This window comes from Paenibacillus sp. WG02 (assembly GCF_055396115.1).
Genome location: NZ_AP036016.1, coordinates 7,792,225 through 7,812,785 on the forward strand (window position 1 = coordinate 7,792,225; position 20,561 = coordinate 7,812,785).

Genomic DNA, 20,561 nt, shown 5'->3' on the forward strand with positions numbered 1-20,561 from the left:
AGTCAAAAAATTTCTTCATAAGCAAAGTCTTTATGGACAGACAAGCCCAATAGTGCCACTAAATTTTACCATGGTTCAAAAGGAAAAAGTGATATTTTTTTGTAAAGATAAGGAATTTTGTGCAGGTGTACAATTGTTTAATTAACAAGCTATGCAATCTTCACTTGCACTTGAGCAGGATTGTTCATCAATATCACTTTAGTTAGATTGTAAACGCTTACATTTCGAGACATCCTTATTTTTCCTGAAATTGAAAAGACAGCTGAACAGCAGATTATACCTGCCCAACTGTCCTCATTTTTGTATAGTATCACCCTATCTTTAGTTACTGGAACGACGATCCGTTATTTCGGAAAATATGTACAATAAATAGACTAAGAGGAACGTCAGTACGCTATATTGATCATTATGAATGATCCGGAGGCAAAAAACACAATATAACGCATCCACGATCCTCTTCCTCCTGATTTCGGGTGTTTTCGTCCAAATAACGGATCGACGTTCCTCTTCCCCTTGATTCTAGGTGTTTACTGTCCAAATAGCATAAACGTTCCCTCAAGAAACTCGGGTTACCTTAGTTAAGACGACTGATTCGCTTTCGTTTGTCCGCGATAGGCATTCGGCACAAACCCTGTATGCGCTTTGAACAGCTTACCGAAATAATTCTTGTTCTCGTAGCCCAGCATATCCGAAATTTGTTCAACGCTCTTATCGGTGATTTCCAAGAGCTCCTTCGCTTTTTCCATCTTCAGCCGCGTGACGTATTCGATGAAATTCTCCCCGGTTTCCCGTTTGAACAATCGACTCAAATAGCTTGGATGCAAATGCAGATGAGTAGCAGCGTCTTCGAGGGATATTTTCATGTGCAGATGATTATATACGAAGCGTTGACACTCCAGAATTTCACGGTTGTGCGACTCGCGATATACCTTGCCTGCCCATTGAATAGCCTGCTGAAGGTAATCCTTGAGCCACAGCTCAAGCTCACGGAGGGACGACAACTCATGAACATCATGATGCAAGAGCTCCGAGGAGAAGGTTGACTGATAATGCTGCAGCGACTTGAGCCGCATCCGCACGTCGAGAATCATCTTCAGCAACCATTCCTTTACTTCCATTGGATGAAACCGATTATATTGGATAAAATCAATCCACTTCGAGACAAATACGTCGATCATATCCAATCGCTCATCAAAAACGACACTCCGAAACTCATCCAGCGCTTCGGAGTACTGTGCCAGCAGCAGCCCTCCGTCCCCGAAGCCATCTCTGACATGACCCAATTTGATGATAGATGACTCCGGCAAATAGAATCGCAGATTCTTCCCTTCAACCATTCGAATCAATTGGTCTTTCAATGAGCGTGCATCTTTGACAGGGCTTCCTGTTAGAAAGGTGAATGAAAGCTTCGAGTATTGCTGTAAGCTGCTTTGCAGTTGCCTTAGTGTCTGCTCCACTTTCTGGCTGTTGTTAACATGAAGCTCCGAATAATGTGGAAACAACAAAACAAATTCCCCGGTATCATAAGTGAAAAGTGCTGTCTCCTTCTGATCGACAAGCAGTTCTTCCACAATATTTTGGATGGTGTATTCAAACAGATCCTTGGATTGAAAACGACTAACTGCGTCCTTCACTCGATTCGCGTAGCCAAAGACCGGAAGTACGCCATGTTTGCCAAGTCGAATACCGAATCCTTCAGCTTTCAGCGTCCACTCTACAGCATCAAACAAAGGCTCATTCACGGTACTGCGGATAAATTGACGCTTGGACGCACCGCGGTGTTGATAAACCTCCTTCTCGAGCTTGTGGCTCTTCGACAATAGTTGGACCTCCGCGTCCAATTGTTCCTTCAACCTTCCCAACACGTCAGAAATGTTGCTAACATTCATCGTTTCCTTCAAGATATATTCGCTCACCGACAGCTTCATCGCGGTTTGCGCAAAGTGAAAATCATCGTGGCAAGATAGAATGACTGTCTTCACATGAGGATGAACCTCACGCAGATGCCCAATGAGCTCCAGTCCATTCATGCCAGGCATGCCAATATCGCTGATAAGCACATCCGTTTTTTCTTTGCGTCCTGCTTCGAGCGCATCAAGTGGATTCTCGTAAGCGCCTGTCAACGTATACCCTAATTCTGCCCACTGAATTGAAGTCTTCAGAAATTCAAGCACTGGTAAATCATCATCCACAATAATAACGGAATACATGGTTAACCCTCCTTTCCTGCTAATTGAGGAAAGCGCAGCACAATCTGCGTCCCCTGATCTGGACCGCTTACGATTTCATAATCGAAACGATGACCATATATTAAACGAAGTCGTTCAAATACATTGTGTAAACCAATGCCTGACAAAGATGGGCTGCTTGTTTCTTCTGATTGATGGGCAGGAGCGATATCCAAATGATTGCGAAGTGCAGCTAAACGTTCAGGGGGCATCCCGACACCCGAATCTCTAACCTCCACCTGCAGCCTCCCATCCTCACAAATTCTCGAAGCAATGGTGATTTCCCCTCCCTTACTTTTAAGACCATGTATATAGGCGTTCTCAATTAGCGGTTGTAATAAAAACCGAGGTATTTCAAACAGAAGGGTGTCTGAAGCTGCAGAAATCTGCAGTTGTACCCGATCACCGTGCCTAGAATTTAACAGTCGAATATAATGTTCGTTGATCTCAATCTCTTCATGCAGCGAAATGTATTCGTTGTTGCGGTTGATCGTCATCCGTAACAGTGATGACAATGAACTGATCAACTCCGCATTCTCAGAGTCACCTTTCATCATGATTTTCAGACGGATCGAATTGAGCACATTAAATAGAAAATGCGGATTAATTTGCGCCTGCAGCATAGCTAGCTCTGCCTTTCGCTTTAACTCTTGTTCGCGGCGGTTCTCTTCTAACATCCACTCAATGCGGTCGATCATTCGGTCGAAAACATAGCCAAGCCGCCCTACTTCATCGCCCCCGCTGATGTTAGATCGCTCACTTAGTTGACCGGACTCGATGCGGACTACGGTTTGGACAAGCCGCGCAATTGGTTTGGTAAGCGTACGCACCATATATAGGAGCGCTACAGCAAATAGGATTAAAAAGAATAACTGAATCAGAAAATCAGTCTTTCGGAACGACTCAATTTTTTGAGCAGCGCTTTTATAAGGACTCATGTTCACAAGCTTCCATTCCGGTGTCACATGACTACTGAGCAAGATGTAATCTTCCCCATCTACCTTCACAAAAGAAGATCCATCCTGCGCCGGAAGCTGATCATAGTAAGGAAACGGATGACCGATGGTGGTGGAGTCTTTATCGACCAGAATACGCCCCTCACCGTCAACAATGACCATCGATTCATTATTTTTATATTGATCAAATAACTGTTGGATTGTGCTTAATTCCATTCCTACAACCACATAACCGTACGTTAATCCATTGATACGAAGCGGTTTTGCTGCCGCCAATAAATAAGGTTGATTGGTTGCTTGACTATAATTGGGTTCAGCGCCTATCCATTTCACATTATAACCGGATGCCATCTCCACATCGCTAAACCAACTTTTTTGTAGAAATTCATTCGGGTTAAAAGCAAAGGTTGAATACGAAGCTACATACTCACCATTGGGCAAAAGCAGTGTGACGTACAAATTACCAAATGAGTTGATAACCGTTGTCATTCTCTTGATAATCGTTTGTTTATACGCCAAAACATCACCTTTATCCGTTTGGTCATTGGCCCGGCCTAATTCCCGAATAGAAGGCTGCAGATCCTCATCAAATTGAATGAAATTCATCACATAAAGCATATTTTTCATTTGTCCGTTTACAATCTGATTGACGATCCGCATCGATTCTTGGGAATTATCAGCCACTTGCGACCTCACAGCATCTCTAGTTAGCAGACTGGAAACGTTCATGGAGACAAGAGAAGGGAGAACTAGACAAATCAGAATTGTCAGCACCAATTTATTGCGTAGTGATAAAGTACGAAGCCAGTTCGGCACTGCATTCTCCTGCCTTTCGGATGAATCGATGAAATGGGAAAAAGAGGAGCCCTAGGCCTCCTCTTTCAATTATATCAGGAATGTTGCACCGTTCGTTAATAACTACTTGGCATTGCTCTTACGGATATCTTCAATTTTTGTTTTTGCCGTTTGAATTGTTTTCTCCAGATCCTGCTTGCCTGTCAAAAACAGCTCAACTTGCGTTAAGAAATCTTTCTCTTGCTGCAGGGCATATGTCGGAGGAATAACAAGTTTTGTTGGTTTATTTACTTTCAATGTAGCCAGCAAAGAATCCCTATCGATCATTGCAACTTGTTCTGGTTTACCATTTTTGAGAATCGCATCTACATTCTTCGCAATATCGGCTTTCTTCCAACCAGAGAAGAACAGACCCTGTGTTTGAATTCCTTCTGTCGTATACCATTTCACAAAATCATAGGCCGCTTGCTTATTCTTAGAATTTGCTGCAACACCCACAAAGTCAGCGCCCCCGATCGTTAGACCGTTCGCATCTTTCGCGTCGTACTTCGGATATGGAGCAAATACTGTCTTAAATTTCGCATTCAACGCCAGTTCTCCTACCATCCAGTTACCTGTTGCTAACATCGCTGTTTTACCGCTATAGAATACGTCACGGTAAGCCATTTTTTGTGAAACAACTTCAAAATAAGGAACGGATGTTTTATCCACATTCTCCATTTTGTTACGTAAATCAAGGGAGAAACGGACCTTCGGATTATCGATATTCTGAGTACCGTCAGGTTTCACCAGATAAGCGTTGTCCATGTCGCTGTTCAGTGCCAATTCCGCGTATTCTTTCCACGTGTGGAAGTAGGAACCGTATTGCTTGGCTGCACCATCACCCTTAGTCAATTTCTTAGCATACTCCGCATAATCATTCCAAGTCCATTCTGTTGGCACCGGCAGTTTCGCTTCATCCAACTTATCTTTGTTCAATAGAACGAACCATTCAGCCATTTTACCTGGCAGCGCATAATATTTGCCGTTTATAGCAGGATCAAGCTTATATTCATCTTTTACAACAATGTTGTCTTTCTTCAAGTATTCATCAAGCGGCTCCAAAATACCGGCTCCTACGCGTTGTGCAAAGTCGGGTGCACTTGAATACATTACAACGTCCATTTGATCGCCGGAAGCTGCTAATAGATCCAGTTTCTTCATCCCTTCTTGGGAATCGCCTTTTTCGGACATACTTTCATAAACAACTTTCACGTTCGGGTGTGTCTTATTATAAGCTTCAACCGTCGCGTTCCAGTTTCCTTGAGCTTCCGTGTACCAGCCTTGTACCTTAATGGTAACTGGCGCCTTAGCCGTTGCCGTTGCCGTTGCCGTTGCATCGTTGCCTTTAACCGCTGCTGGTGTTTCGCTTTTACCGCAGCCTGCAAGTGCAGTACTGATAGCTAGTAAACCGCTTAGTACTAATAAACTCTTTTTCATAGGAACCCCTCCAAGTTGTATTCGTTATTTTGAAAACCTTTACATGATCGATCGTAACAAACTTGTTTGGAGCACACGAGGCACTATTTTAACCTCATGCACTCATTTTTTGACCTTTTAACTTAGCCTTTAACCCCACCCATCGAGATTCCCTCGATAACTTGCTTTTGCCCAATGATGAAAATAATAAGTAAAGGGACGATTGCCGATACAGAAGCAGCCATAATGAGTGAGTAGAACTCTCCATTTAAATCTGCAAAGGATCTGATGCCTAGAGGCAGTGTGAATAGATCTTTCGTTCTTAAGAAAATGAGCGGATTCTGGTAATCGTTCCAGGTCCAGATAAAGCGCAGAATCGCATAAGTAGCGATCGCCGGACGTACAAGCGGTGTACAGATTGAGAAGAAAATTCGAACATGACCCGCTCCATCCATTCGCGCCGACTCGATAAACTCCTCATGAATGCCCATATAGAACTGGCGAAGCATGAAAGTCCCGAGAACACTGAAGGAGCCTAGCAAAATTAAGCCAAAGTGACTGTCGAACAAGCCCATCCAGCGGAACAATAGAAACTGCGGAACGAGAATCGCTTGACTGGGAATCATATAAATCGCCAGAACGAGAACAAAGAGCACATGACGGCCGCGAAACTTGATCTTCGAAAAAGCATAGGCTGCCATGGAGGAAAGCAGGACGGAAAGCGCCGTCGTTAACACCGATACCTTAATGGAATTCCAATAATAGAGGGAAAACTTCGTCTCCCAGACTGCCTTATAATTTTCAATCAGATTCCAATGTTTCGGAATCCACTGAATGGGATACACGAACACATCTGCTTCCGGCTTCATGGAAGCGGATATCATCCATAAGAAGGGAGACATGAACAATATGCCTATGATAAACATGAGTATAGTTAGCAGCGTTTTCTTAACATTTTTAAACTTGTCCATCGGTTACTCCTCCTTCTTCTCTAGTAATTGACCCATCTACGTTGTCCAAACCACTGTACGAGTGTAATCAGAAGGACAAACACCAGCAGCACAATTGCCATCGCGGAGGCATAGCCAGATTGCAGATTTACGAAAGCCGTTTCATACAAGCGATAGACGACTACACTGGTGGAATTAGCTGGACCACCGCCGGTGAGAACGGAAATAACGTCGAACGCTTTAAATGTTCCGATAATGCCTGTTACGAGCAAGAAGAATGTGGTTGGTGATAAGAGCGGCACCGTAATGCTGAAAAATTGCTTCAACTTCGATGCTCCGTCAATGTCCGCGGCTTCGTACAGATCGTTAGGAATCGACTGCAAACCGGCCATAAAGATAATCATGTTATACCCAATGCTGATCCAAATCATCAGACCCATCACACAATATAAAGCGAAATCTGGATCAGCTAGCCATTTTGGCGGATTCGCTACCCCCCAGTCGATTAATATTTGATTAATCGGTCCATAAGTTGGGTGGAACAATACCTGAAACACAATTGCTACAGCAACAACACTCGAGATATATGGAATGAAATAAACGACTTTAAATAGGTCTTTAAAATGAATTTTCTTATCAATGACGACCGCCAGAACGAGCGAAAAGATCAATGTTAGCGGCACTACAATCATAAGAATCAGGTTATTTTTGAGTGAGAGAAGAAAAACGCTGTCATGCAAAAGCTTAACAAAGTTATCTAAGCCGAGAAATTTCACTTTAGAAAACCCGGCAACAAAGTTCCAATTCGTAAAACTGAGGAAAAAGGACGCTACAATTGGAAATAATGTAAAAATAAATAATCCAAGTACCATGGGACTGACGAATGCGTATCCGACCAGATCCTCGCGCACCTGCTGCATGGACCGCTTCCGCTTCACTTGTACGGATGGAATGGTGCCTGCTTGTGAATGTATTTTGGTAGCCATGAAATTCACCCCATGTCGTGTTTTCTCTAGTCTACCTTGGTGGAGAAGGATCGGTAAGTCAATTAATTGACCCCTTTGGGTAAAATTTTAACCTGTGGGCATGTAAATGTGGCGGGATACAAGGATAAATGTCTTACGCTGTTCTAAAGAAACGAGCCATTTGTCTAGGTTGATGCGAAGCAAGTTAAGTTGCACATTTTAACCATTATCAAGTAAATAGATCGTCGGCTCCCTCATTTGGGGTCCAAGCCATATTTGATCAAAACAATTCTGCTCTGGCAAGCAATATTGTATTTTGTACAACATTAAGCTGGGTAATCCGCGTTATCCCTGCGATTGTTGCAGAACATACAACATTTTCTTCCAAAAGCAGCTGTTTTGAAGGAAATGCGGTTGAATTGTTGTACAGCATACAACATCTTCAGCTTGTGGACAGTGAAACGTCCAAAATTGTTGTACGTTGTACAACATTCGCTCCTATAGACCGAGAAAAGACTGCCGGTTCGGCCTCCCAATCCCCCTCCTCCCCTTGGCGCGAATACTGAGAGTGCGTTCTAGCACCGCAGCCTGGCAGTGGTCAACCACAAAAGGCAAAAAATCCGATGAGCCCTAGAGGCTAACCGGATCGTGATCTTACTTATTCGCTTCATGCACCTTGAGCAGCTTGCCTTTAATCGTCGTATTCTTCATAATTTTGAGCACCAGCGGGCCCTTACCATTCAAAATATCCACATACGACACATTGTCCTGAATCGTAATAATACCGATATCGTCTGCCGTCACACCTTCAATTTTGGCGAGTGTTCCCACAAAGTCTACCGCTCGAATCTTTTTCTTTTTCCCACCGTTAAAATAGAGCTTCATAATTCCCTTGTTCAGTTGGTCACTTTTATCCCTCTTAATGACAGGTGTGGCCTGCATTTTCTGATCAAAAGCCGGTTGACCAAGAGCAACCTCTTCCGCCGCGGGAGCGTCTTTTCTCGGTATTTCAAAACCCAGATAGCCTTCAATATCAGCTAGAAACTTGTCCTCATTTGGCGTAACAAACGTTATCGCCTTGCCCGTCTTCCCCGCACGTCCCGTTCTTCCGATTCGATGGACATAGCTTTCTTTTTCAAGCGGAAGATCGTAGTTAATGACATGTGTGATATCCTCCACATCAATCCCTCGCGCCGCGACATCCGTGGCAACTAAGAAACGGAATTCCCCTCTTTTGAAAGCATTCATGACCAGGAACCGATCGTCCTGCACCATGCCCCCGTGGATCTTATCGCACGGATAATCTAGCTGCTCCAATTGTCTATATAAGTAGTCGACATGCTCTTGCGTCCGGCAGAAAATGATGCAGTTATCAGGATTCTCCACCACGAAGACATCCTTAAGCACATTAAACTTATCGTTTTCTCGAACCGTTATGATCGCATGCTCAATCTGAACCTTGGATGCCTCCGGCGTTTGAATCTCGATATCGATAGGGTGATGCATGTATTGATGGCATAATTGTTCCACATCATTCGGGAGTGTCGCCGAAAATAACATCGTCATCCGATCCGTTGGCAGCTCATCAATAATCGCTCCTACCTGCTCAATGAAGCCCATCCGAAGCATCTCATCCGCTTCATCGATGACTAGATACTTCAGTCGCTCCAAATCCAGCGTCCCTTTCTGAATATGGTCCAGCACGCGGCCCGGCGTCCCAACAACCACATGGCACTTCTGGTGCAGTTCAATCTTCTGCTTGGCAAATGGCTGCTTCCCATAAAGAGCCACCGCTTTAATCCGCTTGAATCTCCCGATATTCGTGATATCCTGCTTCACTTGGTCGGCCAGTTCTCTCGTCGGTGTCAAAATCAACGCCTGCGGCCTATTCTCTTCCCACTCCACCAATTCACAAATCGGTATGCCGAATGCCGCCGTCTTCCCGCTTCCCGTACGTGACTTAACGGTGAGATCCTTCTCCTGAAGCGCGATAGGAATCACTTCGTTCTGCACATCAGTCGGCTGCTCGTATCCAAGGCTGTGCAGGGCGCGAATGATATCCTCGCTCAATTGATAATCCGTAAAACTTCTTATACCCACAAATAAACTCCCCTTCTTCTTGCTGTTCTTCCTATATTACTACATCCGGCCTCGGGAACAAAAAAAAGCCCTAAAAGAGGGCTTGAGAGGAGCAGACCAAGACAATTACTGATCTTTAAACATTAAGAAAATTTCATTTTTATCGCCCGAATGAAAACCAATAATCTCCTTACAATCCGTTAAGATATATTCTATTCCTTTTGTACTGTCTTCTCTTGTTACACTTCTCTTCTCAATTTTATTGCACGATGTTTTATCTTTCCCTTTTTGGTTTCCACCATGTTTATCTCTTGAGTTATCGAATGTATAGTTAATTTGCTTCCCTTCATAGTAGAGATCACTTAATATTGGATCCCCTTCGTCTGTGTAACTAGTAATCCTAAGTTTAGATGCTTTCTGTTTTTCAAAATCAGCAACAAAAGAATCAATTTTTTCAGAGTTCATTGGCCCCAGATGACCTAAAATAATATCCCCATTATTCTTTGCGTCTTGAAGTGTGTATGTATTACAGGCTGATAGTACAAATACAGAAAGAATAAGACAAATTATTCTCCTCATGGTTTACCTCGGTTCTATTAAATGCTCTATCCCCAAAACACTCCTGTATTGTCCTGATCAACTAATTGTAGTTGTTTTTCAAAATTACTATCGGGATCGATATGATCAACCCAGTGCCACTTATCCCTGCTGTCTGTCCAATAGACCTTCCATACATTTGATTCTAATCTGAACTGCGCAATATCATATTGCGTCCATTCTGTACCGATATAGGGTTCTCTTTCCTCAATGAGTGTCACATTGTTCCCTCTAAATTTATACACCATCCGAATCTGATTGTTTAAATGTTTGGGTATCTTCTTCTCAATATATGCCTGTAAAATGTTTTCTAATCGTTTCTTTGTGAATTCGTCAAACATAGTTCCACCTCATATTATGTAAGATTATCTTCAAAATATATGTCATATTGCTTTAAAAATTCAAGCGCTTCTTGAACTACCTCATCCTTATCCCCGTAAATCCCCTGAGTTGCCAAATAATAATCATCACTTAATCTATCTAGACTGCTTACAATATCCTCTGTTATCAAAAAAACTGAACTCTGCAACTGCAGATAAGGAGACATCAATTAATGCGTAAGGATGGTGTTTTCTGCTGCATACCTTTGTCTACCTGCAAAATAAAAAGACATCCTGATATTACTCACAATGATGTCTTTAAAATTCTTGTTTATTCAATCTTCTAGCCTGATGTAAAATTGCGATTAACTCTACATTTTCTCCGTATAACCTGTATATAATTCGGTAATTTTTATAAATTTTCTCTCTGGTTTTACTATCTTTAAATTCGGATACAATTCTCCCAGCGAGTGGAAACTCAGGAATATTCAAAGTTGCTCTGATTAATTCGTTAATAAAATCTCGAGCTCGTTCACGTGAATCCTGCTGAATATATTCGTGTATTATTTGTAGATCAGATAGTGATCTAGGAGACCAAATTAATTGAGCCATTTGGATATTTCATCCATAGCATCTTCATGAGACAACCCTTTTCCCTCATCTAATTCCTTAATACCTTCTTCGATTCTTGCTCTTACATATAGCTTATATAATATATCTTCAGTAGTAGCAGTGTCAGGTAATTCTTGAATCAATTTAATTACTTCATCTTTTACACTCATTTGTGAGCCACTCCTTACAAATTAAATTATAATAACTTAATTATAATTCAGTTCATCTCTAAAGTGTTAATACTTCTTGGGTTATATTTACCCACACCATAGCTCTTAATAGTCTCTTTTAATGTTACATTGCTTTTCTCATCCCATACAAAACTCAATTCAAACGTTCCCTTTTCAAAGAACAAAGGAAATCTTCGCTTAAACCAATCTTGCATAGGTAACTTTAATGCTTCTTCGATTTCTACCCACAATAGCTTACCTTCTGGAGGATTCTCGAGTATATCTCCCTCAAATGAAGTAGCTAAATAATTAAATACCATATATCTTAGTCCTTTATCAGGTTCGCAAAATTCTTCTAGACCTTTATAAATAATATCTTTAATAATTAAGCCGGTCTCTTCTCTTACTTCCCGAATTGCCCCATTAACTATACTCTCTGGAAAATCAACCTTACCTCCCGGTGCTATGTATCCTGGAAACCCTAGTTTGTCTGGTCTATTCATTAGTAAAACTCTAGTTCCATCTTGTATCATACACATTGTATATATTTTGTACGTTATATTTACTGACAAAATGATCAACTCCATTAATAATATTTACTTTATTTTCCTATAAGTTTTCCGAATTGTGTTATGTCTTCAGGGACATCAAGAACAATGTATGAATCTATAGAGAACGGATTTTATAATCCTAGTGAGAAGGATCTATAAATCTCAATTAACAAGAAATCCTCAATTCAAGTAATTTCAAAAAATTCATTTACTTCCCTAATTATTAATTCAATTAATTCCAAAATATCCCTGCACATTCACACACTTACACTCACTTAATTTACAAAGCAAAAAGGAGCTGCCACGGCAGCTCCTTCATTATTTCTATATACTTTTACGCCAACTCTAATCCCATCTTAAAAGCCTCAATAGCTTGACCCAACCCAGCAAAAGCTTCCGAATTCTCTGAAATCGGCTTATCCGATCGAATAGCCCCAACTACATGGTTCAGCAGTAGTTCCGGCATGTCCACATCCGCTGAATGCGCTGTAGCTGCAACGACTAATTGCAGATCAGGAACAACAAATATGCGTCTTCCGCCTGAACCAGATGCATAGAACACTTCATGTTGCTTTTTGCTTCCTCTGACTAGCCCTTGAGCCAATGGCTTGGACCACCAATAATAGCCGTAACCACCTTGTGTACCATTACTATAATTGAGGAATATGCGCTTAGTCACCGACTCCCGGATCCATGGCTTCGGCATAATGGTCTTATCTTCCCATTGGCCTTCCTTCAAATACAGATAGCCAATTTTGGCCATGTCTCTTAACGTTAAAGCCATAGCCCAAGCCCCAATCGTACAGCCCTCAGGATCATGATTCCAGTTTACATCTGTTATCCCCAGCGGTTCGAATAAGCGGGATTTGGCATAGTCAAACATGGACTCACCTGTTACCTTTTGCAATACAGCAGACAGAAGATGCGCATCACCATTGCTGTAATTAAACATTGCACCAGGCTGGTTCTTAGCCGGACATTTCAGAACATATTGCACCCAGTCCGATGAGTACATCATTTCGGTTGAGGATTGTTCATTTTCATTGTTCCACGCTAGCCCCGAGGTCATGGAAAGCAAATGCTTTAACATGATCTTTGATTTCAATGGATCACTTTCTAGTTCAGGAAAAAAAGAAGCAAGCCTCTGATCCAGACTGATCAGCTTACGCTCAGACAACGCAATACCGATCAATGCGGACGTCACGCTTTTGGTCACGGACTTCACATCCTGCGGCAAGTCTGCTTGAGTACTCTCATTATAGGCTTCCGCAACCAAATGCCCGTTACGAATCACCGCCACACTATGTACCTGCTGGTCGCGAAAAACCTCGAGCATCTTGGCCAGTGCAGCCGAGTTCATCCCCTGCGCCTCAGGCGTAGACGTTTTCCAACCTTGAGTAGGCCAATCATTAGTCTTATTTGAAGAAATACTATCCGAATTGATAGTCATTTGTGGAATCGATTTGTTCAAAAAATGAACTTGTTTATTTTGGGTTCCAGACGCTGACAAAGAAAGGGCCGCTGTTTTATTTCCACTTCCGACAAGTGGTTTATTTTTATTATTATTTTTCATCTCTATCTTTCCTTCCAGTATGGTTTTTAGCCCCCTGTGCTATGTATTTTACATGATAAGTGTGAACTAAATATGGCTTAAACCTTAATAGAACCTTAATATTAGCTGAACGTTTGCTGAATTTCATGTGATTTAAGCCCCATATGTTACAATATTCGTACAAATCCCCTTAAAAGGAAACTTTATTCGGAGGTTAGGCATGCGAAAACTCATATTTTTCATAGGTCCTGCCGGTGCAGGGAAAACGACACTTGCCAAAGCATGGGCACATAAACACGGCGGAGCTTTTCTGGACATGGATACGCTGCTCCGACCCGCGGCTGAAGCGATCATGACCCTTGCAGGACAAGACCCGAACGACCGGGATTCCCCCACATACAAGAAATTCTGTCGCGATTTAGGCTACCGCATAACGATGGACGCGGCACTCGAGAATCTCGAACTAGGCTTGGATGCCATTGTAGTCGGACCTTTTACCAAAGAACTTGCTGATCCGTTTTGGCTGGAAAAGGAGCTTTCAAACGTTGGCGCTACGATTAACGATGTGTGCGTTAGGGCTGTTTTTGTCTATTTACCAAGCGAGGAAGCCTACCAAGAACGTATACGGACAAGAGGCTCCGCTTTGGATGTTTGGAAGCTGGACAACTGGAAGCATTTCAGCCAGTCGCTCGTTCGCAGGGAAATCAAATGGCTAATTGATCCCTCTTCCATTCTTTATTTCGATAATTCAGGACCGCTTTCATCTGTAAAGCTAGATGATCTTGAGAATTTCATTTTAAGAAGCTAAAAGATCCAAACAACAACATTGACAATATTTTCGTGTAAAGTATTTTGTAAATTCACATCACTTTACAAAATACTTTTATAAATATAAAATACAAATAGGATCTACATACTTCTCAAGGGGCCATACATAAAATGAACTCGAAAACCTCCATGCAAGACATCGCGGATAAGTTGGGCATTTCCAAGAATGCCGTCTCCTTGGCCCTTAATAATAAAGCTGGCGTCAGTGAAGAATTGCGCTTTCGTATTTTTGAAGCAGCTAATCAGTTGAACTACCGGACAGATTCGAAAACGAAAAAGAAACGCGGGAACCTGCTCGTCTTAATCCCTGAAAACATTCGTAATAATAAAATTTTCTACTACGAAGTGTTCTGGTCCATTGAAAAAAGAGCCAAAGAACATGGCTACAACGCCATTATCTGCGGTGTTACACAAGAGATGGAGGATCAACTCATCCTGCCGGAGCTTTATCATGAAATAGATTTTCAAGGCATGCTCCTAGTTGGTGTCCTTCACCTTAACTATGTTCGAATGCTTTTTGACTTGGGAATTCCCCTCGTCACAGTGGATCATTATTACGATAGCTTACAGCTTGACGCCGTTGTGACAGCGAATGCCGAAGAGGCTTACAAAATCGTCTCCCATCTTATCGACAAAGGGCACAAGCAGATTGGATTTATCGGTGCGATCAGTAAGTCGAAGAGCTTCAAAGAACGCTGGTCCGGATACCAAAATGCCATGTCCGATGCAGAGCTGGCAATCGATATGAATCACAATATCATCAATCCCTCACCACTGGAGGAGCTAAATTCCACCCCCACCCAGTTAGCAGATCATCTCGATGCGATGACTTCCATGCCGACAGCTTGGTTTTGTGCAGATGATCGCATTGCGATTTCCTTCATTCAAATCCTAATATCCAAAGGCTACAAGGTACCGGAGGATATTTCTGTTGTTGGGTTTGGCGACATTGAAGCGGCTCAACTTATTGCGCCTCGTCTAACGACGATCCAAGTGCAGCGGGAAAAGCTCGGCTATGAAGCCGTGGATTTTCTCATTCGCAAAATTGACTTCGGCGGAAGCCCTGCGAAGGTTTCCATCTATGGAGAACTCATTGAGCGTGATTCTTGTAAAATGTTGGGAGAAAGGTAATATTTTCAATTCCACTATCTACCTGCTAATGTTATAATTTCGTTAGACGAAGAACGTCCTTGAGCCCTGTGGCGCAAGGGCGTTTTTTTATTCTTTTATAAGGAGGCAATTGCCAAATGCCATTTGAACAGGCACATCAATCGTTCATAGAAAACCATCATGCTCGCAGAAGCGGTGAAAGAAAGGGGCGTTTAATGAGGGGACACAATTATGCGGAAAAGTTGCTGCTCCAACTGGTGTGGTGGCCGCTATTCGGAAACTTCGACAACCTGCATCCGGAATATGAGATCTTCGACTGGAATCGCAAATCACAATTCCTCGACTTTGCGTTCCTCACTCCATTTGGTCGTTTTGGAATTGAGTGCGATGGCTATCAAAGCCATATCAAAGACATGGACCGCGAGAAATTCAGTTACGCTCTGAACCGAGATACGTTCCTCACAGGAATGGGTTGGACCATGATTCATTTCTCCTTCGATGATATCCAGAACCTGCCCGAGGTCTGCCGGATGCTGCTGCAGCTGGTCATCGGACCTCATCTCCTCCGCAATTTAGCAACCACTTCTATTTCTCCAGAAGAAAAGGAAGTCCTCAGGTTAGCCATAAACCTAGGGAAGCCAATTCGCCCTAAGGATATCACCCTGCATTGTGATGTAAATTTTCGGACAGCACGCAAATGGCTATACGGTTTAGTCGAAAAGGGCATCCTGCGATCCATAACGCGCGACAAATATGCCTGTTACTATGAGTTGAAGGAAGGTGCTTGGCAGAATTTGATTTAATGGTATGGGTTGATGCCTTATCGTTTAGTTGGGGACAATCAGTATCGAGCAACCACTTTCCAGACATGCATCAAATCGTGGCAAGTTTACTTGGCATCTAGCAGTTGGGCATCCAGCAGCAGTTGGGTACCCTCCGATTGGAGGATCCACAAGTTTATATCAGTCCAAGTTGTATTTTGTGCAACAATATCTCTAGCTAACGCCGCTTTGGCCTGCTATTGTTGTATTTCGTACAACAATTTGAGCTCAAAACACCTATATCTGAGCGATTCGCATCAAATTGTTGTACGCGGTACAACAAAAAGCCAATTTGTCCAAAAAAACCGCCGTATTGTTGCACGAAATACAACAATTCGGCTGGTTAGGGATATTCATAGTCTGATATGCGCCATTTGAGCAACCATTAGTCGAACTGCACCAATTGGAGCGGCCATTAGCCTGGGATCGGAGTTGAGAATTACGCTTCTGTAGCCCTGCTACGATTCACAAAGTACAACAATGCTGTGCAAGTTGAGCAAAACATGTGTACGAACACTGTTTTAACATTGTTTAATTAACTTACAAGTTATACAATGAATAAAAACATTAGAATGAGGTTCCACTATGCAAATTGAGGTTTCTACCAAAAATATGTACTTCTTAGAATGTTTCTCTTCGGAAACCCGCGTGAAAATTATTGAGCTGCTGGGTGAAGAACCTTTGAACATTAAACAATTATCACAGCGGCTGGAGATTTCATCTGCCATCGTGACTAAGCATATCCAGAAGCTAGAACAAGCCGGAATTGTGACGTCCGAAAGTATGACCGGTGTCCGCGGGACACAGAAAGTATGTTATCTGCAGCTCGAGCAAGCGATGCTTCAGTTCAAAGCAAAGAAGCCGTATGAACATCCGACGAATACGATATCAATTCCGGTTGGCCAATACTCATCCTTTGAGGTGAAACCTACGTGCGGTCTGGCTTCGCCTACGCAAATCATCGGCGTCATTGATGACCCCAGATATTTTTCTGATCCCCAACATGTGCATGCAGGCATCCTTTGGTTCGGGAGTGGCTATGTCGAATATAGAATCCCTAACTTTTTTCACAGCAATCAGAAGCTTCGCTCGATGGAAATTTCTTTTGAAATCTGTTCTGAGGCCCCGGGATTTAACGAGAATTGGCCATCCGATATTTCTTTCTTTATCAACGAAACTCTCCTAGGTCAATGGACGAGTCCTGGGGATTTTGGCAAGCAAAGAGGTGTCCTATCCCCGGATTGGTGGGGAAATGGTTTCACTCAGCACGGTCTTTTGAAAATCATCACCGTCAATCCGCAAGGCTCTTTCTTGGACGGAACGAAGATTTCTGACGTCACCATCCAAGACTTACATATTTCTTTCGCAAAAGACATCCATTTTCGAATTGCATCCTTAGAAGACTCCACAAACTGCGGCGGCATTACTTTATTCGGCAAGCAATTTGGAAATTATGAGCAAGACATCGTAGTTACAATGCATGAGGACAAGTAGGGCCAAATAGCTAATGAGCCCCCGTAGGTCGCAGCGCGGGGCGAAAGGTAGGGTCGCTGGCCGAGAGGCCGGCACTGGGGCTCGCCGGGGGCCGGCCGAGGGGCTCGACCCGGTACTAGCCGTAGTGCCAGCCTTGGCACAACCGGCGAGTCGCAAGTAGTAGCGACAATTAAATGTCGGCCAATTTCCACTGGGCTCCCCACTTAAATTGACAAAAATAAAATGTCAAGCAAACCCCCCATCCACAGATTTATTTCAAAATAAATCTGCACCTCCCCATATTGACACCAAACTTGACAACAAAAAAGCACCTGTACAATTTGAGCTAAAGTACGGTGCTTTTCGAAGGGGAAAAAGAGGGAGAAACGAGCTCCAAAAACAAAGCTAACTTTACATCGATGGTTGATGATCCAACTTATCACACATTTGCATAGGCTAGCTGCAGGCCATCTAGTGCAGGGATGAAATGATGGTGAGTATCCAATATCGCATTCAGCGTGTGAAGAGCATCTTGGTTCTGCTGACTAAGCTTAGCATTCTTCTTAAGTTTCACCAGCAAAGACTGGTTGGCGATAACCTCAAGCAATTGTCTTTTCAGCTCACCCGCATTCTTCACTTCAATTGCTGCTCCAAGACCAACAAGAAATGCCGCATTATCCTGCTCTTGTCCAGGTATCGGCTTGTACAGCATCATCGGTAGCTCGAGCGCGAGCGCCTCGGATACGGTGAGTCCTCCCGGCTTCGTCACGATCAGATCGGATAAAGCCATCAGCTCGTGGACATGATCCACGAAGCCTGTTACCATCACGCGATGACGCGTTTTCTCGCCGCCCAGCTCTTCCTCTAGCTGCTGCTTCAGCTTCTCATTGCGTCCGCATACGAACACAAACTGCACCGGCACTGCCAAATCGTCTGATTGCAGCACAGACTTGAACTGCTTGCCGATCAAGCCATGCCCGCCGCCCATCACCAACACGGTAGGCATATCACGCTGTAAACCATGCTTATCACGGAGCTCATTGCGATCATACGTTTGTGTGAAAGGCATTCGAATCGGAATACCCGTCACCACAATACGCTGCTCCGGAATCCGGTAACGCAGAAGCGATTGCTTCACGTGCTCAGCACCAACGAGATAACGATCCGTACCGGGATGAACCCAGTAACTGTGATCCGTATAATCGGTCATCACTGTCACAGTTGGCACCGTGGTCAAGCCGTTACATTTTAAATACGACATCGCCGCGGCAGCCCCTGGAAAGGTACACACCACTTCCGTCGGCTCCTCTTCTTGCAGCAGCTCCAGCATCCTATCGGTGCTGAACGATTTCATCTTTTTAAACATATGAGACAATGTATTATCCTCTCGCGTCTTGCGGTACAAATACCCGTAAACCGATGGCAGACTTTTCACCCACTGCATATAGCAGTATTTGCCCACTGAATGCAGGTAAGGATGCGTCCACTCCAAGAAATCAACCACTTTCACATCCACATCCGGTTTATAAAACCGTGCAGCTTCCAGAATCGCCTGCGCTGCTTTATTATGCCCGTCCCCTAGGCTGCCTGTCAGGATTAATAGTTTGTCCCTATGTTTCATCTTCTAAGTCCCCCTTCGAACTTTCGCTGCTGCGTATTCACAGCCACCGATTCTTTCAGCAAACCATTTCTAAAACGTTCCACGACGTACACAACTCCTTCAGAAACCAGGACTGCCCCCAAAATGTCCAGTAGAACATGCTGCTTCATGAACAGCGTCGATACAATAATGAGCAATGACATGCTCGTAGCCATTATTTTATAGGGCCAAGATATAGCTGTTGATCTTAAATAAGCTTTCATCATTAAATACGAAGTTAACACATGTGTACTTGGAAAACAGTTAAACGGTTGATCTGAGCGATACACCCACTGTACCATCCGCAGCAGCCAATCGTTTCCGGTTAGCTCCGGCCGAGGAACAGTCGTCTGATATATAGCATATACCCCGTAACACAAGAGCAGACCCATTATGAACTGAAAAAGTGTTTTATAGTACATGCTGCGATCCTTATAAGCCAAATATAAAAACCCAACCAACAGAAACCCGTACCAAGACAGATAAGGAATAACGAAGCTCTTCATAAACGGAATTTGCCGATCCAAATCAGTAACTAAGCTGTAAGCCACCCCGTCCGCCTGATTCAAATGAATGTAGATGAGACCCACTAGGGGGATCAATAGCAAGCCGCTGCATGCCATTATATATGACCACCACGAAGTTTTTTTCACATCAATTCCTCGCTCTCCTTTACGTTATCTTCATTATAAAAGAGATCCCCCAACTTCTTAACGCACTAAGGTACTGTCTTTCGTTAGCCAAAGGTCGCGAAAAAACCTAGACCAAAGTCTAAGTTCTATTTTGCGAAAAGGGAAAATGTACAGAAAAGACCTGTGACTATGCACAAGTCTGAAAGGCTAGTGAGATAAGGGAATGCTTATTTATTTCTGTTAGATCGCTTCTTATAACGTAGAATTCTAACTAAGATAGCCCCAATCAAGCCAACTAAGATGGCGATTACAGTCCAATGCTTGGACGCATTGTCTCCTATGAAAGATCCGTTTGCAGCTTCAGCCTCTTTCAACGGGATCTCTTTATCTTTCAAGTAGTCGAGCTCTTTGGAAGCGTCAGCAAGCTTTTTGGACGGTGAGCACAGCGGGTTTACCCAATCATTCCCATTCTTTTTTAGGAAAAAGAGATAGTGCACCCCCTTCTCACTCGGCCCGTTAAGTGATCCCCATGTGATGTCCTCGTCCACTTTAATTGTATGTTCTTCAATACCTTTAAAGCTTTTTACGACAGTTACTTGAATTTGATTACTACTCTTTTTGCGAACAACCCCCTCAACAAGACCTATCAATACACCGTCATATCGGTCATAACCCTGATCCATCGATGGCATTTGCGCACAGGATAGCGCATAGGTATTTGCGGGAAAAAGAAAAACAAGAAGAACAATCCATATGATTAGCTTATTCATACTAACACCGCCTTTATAACTAAAGACGCGCCCAGTTGGTAATTGTTGCAAAATT

19 protein-coding genes are annotated in these 20,561 nt (G+C 43.2%); 4 read left to right on the forward strand and 15 right to left on the reverse strand.

The window, feature by feature from the left end:
* Positions 1-578 precede the first annotated feature (578 nt).
* From ACBP55_RS35155 to ACBP55_RS35210, 12 genes are all read right to left on the reverse strand, one after another.
* Complete coding sequence (locus tag ACBP55_RS35155) at positions 579-2,210, reverse strand: response regulator transcription factor (RefSeq protein WP_464648283.1); 1,632 nt, start codon at positions 2,208-2,210, stop codon at positions 579-581.
* A 2-nt stretch (positions 2,211-2,212) separates the two neighbouring features.
* Positions 2,213-4,000, reverse strand: coding sequence for a cache domain-containing sensor histidine kinase (locus ACBP55_RS35160; RefSeq protein ID WP_464648284.1), 1,788 nt, complete (start codon positions 3,998-4,000; stop codon positions 2,213-2,215).
* A gap of 102 nt (positions 4,001-4,102) precedes the next feature.
* On the reverse strand, positions 4,103-5,458 hold the full coding sequence (locus ACBP55_RS35165) for an ABC transporter substrate-binding protein (protein ID WP_464648285.1): 1,356 nt from the start codon (positions 5,456-5,458) through the stop codon (positions 4,103-4,105).
* 122 nt (positions 5,459-5,580) lie between these two features.
* Positions 5,581-6,408 (reverse strand): carbohydrate ABC transporter permease, encoded by an 828-nt coding sequence (locus ACBP55_RS35170; protein ID WP_464648286.1) that lies wholly within the window; start codon positions 6,406-6,408, stop codon positions 5,581-5,583.
* A gap of 20 nt (positions 6,409-6,428) precedes the next feature.
* Complete coding sequence (locus ACBP55_RS35175; RefSeq protein ID WP_464648287.1) at positions 6,429-7,373, reverse strand: carbohydrate ABC transporter permease; 945 nt, start codon at positions 7,371-7,373, stop codon at positions 6,429-6,431.
* 633 nt (positions 7,374-8,006) lie between these two features.
* Complete coding sequence (locus tag ACBP55_RS35180) at positions 8,007-9,452, reverse strand: DEAD/DEAH box helicase (protein WP_464648288.1); 1,446 nt, start codon at positions 9,450-9,452, stop codon at positions 8,007-8,009.
* Between the two features lie 105 nt (positions 9,453-9,557).
* Entirely contained in the window at positions 9,558-10,010 is a 453-nt protein-coding gene (locus ACBP55_RS35185) for a DUF4362 domain-containing protein (RefSeq protein ID WP_464648289.1), read from the reverse strand.
* A 26-nt stretch (positions 10,011-10,036) separates the two neighbouring features.
* On the reverse strand, positions 10,037-10,369 hold the full coding sequence (locus ACBP55_RS35190) for a DUF3024 domain-containing protein (protein WP_464648290.1): 333 nt from the start codon (positions 10,367-10,369) through the stop codon (positions 10,037-10,039).
* A 297-nt stretch (positions 10,370-10,666) separates the two neighbouring features.
* Entirely contained in the window at positions 10,667-10,960 is a 294-nt protein-coding gene (locus tag ACBP55_RS35195) for a type II toxin-antitoxin system RelE/ParE family toxin (RefSeq protein WP_464648291.1), read from the reverse strand.
* Complete coding sequence (locus ACBP55_RS35200; RefSeq protein WP_464648292.1) at positions 10,948-11,130, reverse strand: hypothetical protein; 183 nt, start codon at positions 11,128-11,130, stop codon at positions 10,948-10,950. The genes ACBP55_RS35195 and ACBP55_RS35200 overlap by 13 nt, the downstream gene beginning before the upstream one ends.
* Positions 11,131-11,177: 47 nt before the next feature.
* Positions 11,178-11,717: an NUDIX domain-containing protein gene (locus ACBP55_RS35205; RefSeq protein ID WP_464648293.1), complete on the reverse strand. Its 540-nt coding sequence runs from the start codon at positions 11,715-11,717 to the stop codon at positions 11,178-11,180.
* Positions 11,718-12,015: 298 nt separating this feature from the next.
* Positions 12,016-13,254: a serine hydrolase domain-containing protein gene (locus ACBP55_RS35210; protein ID WP_464648294.1), complete on the reverse strand. Its 1,239-nt coding sequence runs from the start codon at positions 13,252-13,254 to the stop codon at positions 12,016-12,018.
* Between the two features lie 199 nt (positions 13,255-13,453).
* Between ACBP55_RS35210 and ACBP55_RS35215 the strand changes: the two genes are divergently transcribed.
* The 4 genes from ACBP55_RS35215 to ACBP55_RS35230 all read left to right on the forward strand — a co-directional run bounded on the left by ACBP55_RS35215 (position 13,454) and on the right by ACBP55_RS35230 (position 17,486).
* A complete protein-coding gene (locus tag ACBP55_RS35215; protein WP_464648295.1) occupies positions 13,454-14,041 on the forward strand; it encodes a P-loop nucleotide/nucleoside kinase family protein in 588 nt (195 codons plus the stop codon).
* A gap of 131 nt (positions 14,042-14,172) precedes the next feature.
* Complete coding sequence (locus ACBP55_RS35220; RefSeq protein WP_464648296.1) at positions 14,173-15,192, forward strand: LacI family DNA-binding transcriptional regulator; 1,020 nt, start codon at positions 14,173-14,175, stop codon at positions 15,190-15,192.
* Between the two features lie 116 nt (positions 15,193-15,308).
* Positions 15,309-15,974, forward strand: coding sequence for a hypothetical protein (locus tag ACBP55_RS35225; RefSeq protein WP_464648297.1), 666 nt, complete (start codon positions 15,309-15,311; stop codon positions 15,972-15,974).
* A 603-nt stretch (positions 15,975-16,577) separates the two neighbouring features.
* A complete protein-coding gene (locus ACBP55_RS35230) occupies positions 16,578-17,486 on the forward strand; it encodes an ArsR/SmtB family transcription factor (RefSeq protein ID WP_464648298.1) in 909 nt (302 codons plus the stop codon).
* Between the two features lie 418 nt (positions 17,487-17,904).
* Here ACBP55_RS35230 and ACBP55_RS35235 read toward each other — a convergent pair whose 3' ends face one another.
* The 3 genes from ACBP55_RS35235 to ACBP55_RS35245 all read right to left on the reverse strand — a co-directional run bounded on the left by ACBP55_RS35235 (position 17,905) and on the right by ACBP55_RS35245 (position 20,506).
* The gene (locus ACBP55_RS35235) at positions 17,905-19,086 is read right to left on the reverse strand and encodes an MGDG synthase family glycosyltransferase (protein ID WP_464648299.1); all 1,182 of its coding nucleotides are present in this window, start codon (positions 19,084-19,086) and stop codon (positions 17,905-17,907) included.
* Positions 19,083-19,757: a phosphatase PAP2 family protein gene (locus tag ACBP55_RS35240; RefSeq protein ID WP_464648300.1), complete on the reverse strand. Its 675-nt coding sequence runs from the start codon at positions 19,755-19,757 to the stop codon at positions 19,083-19,085. The genes ACBP55_RS35235 and ACBP55_RS35240 overlap by 4 nt, the downstream gene beginning before the upstream one ends.
* Positions 19,758-19,963: 206 nt before the next feature.
* Complete coding sequence (locus ACBP55_RS35245) at positions 19,964-20,506, reverse strand: hypothetical protein (RefSeq protein WP_464648301.1); 543 nt, start codon at positions 20,504-20,506, stop codon at positions 19,964-19,966.
* Between the last annotated feature and the right edge of the window lie 55 nt (positions 20,507-20,561).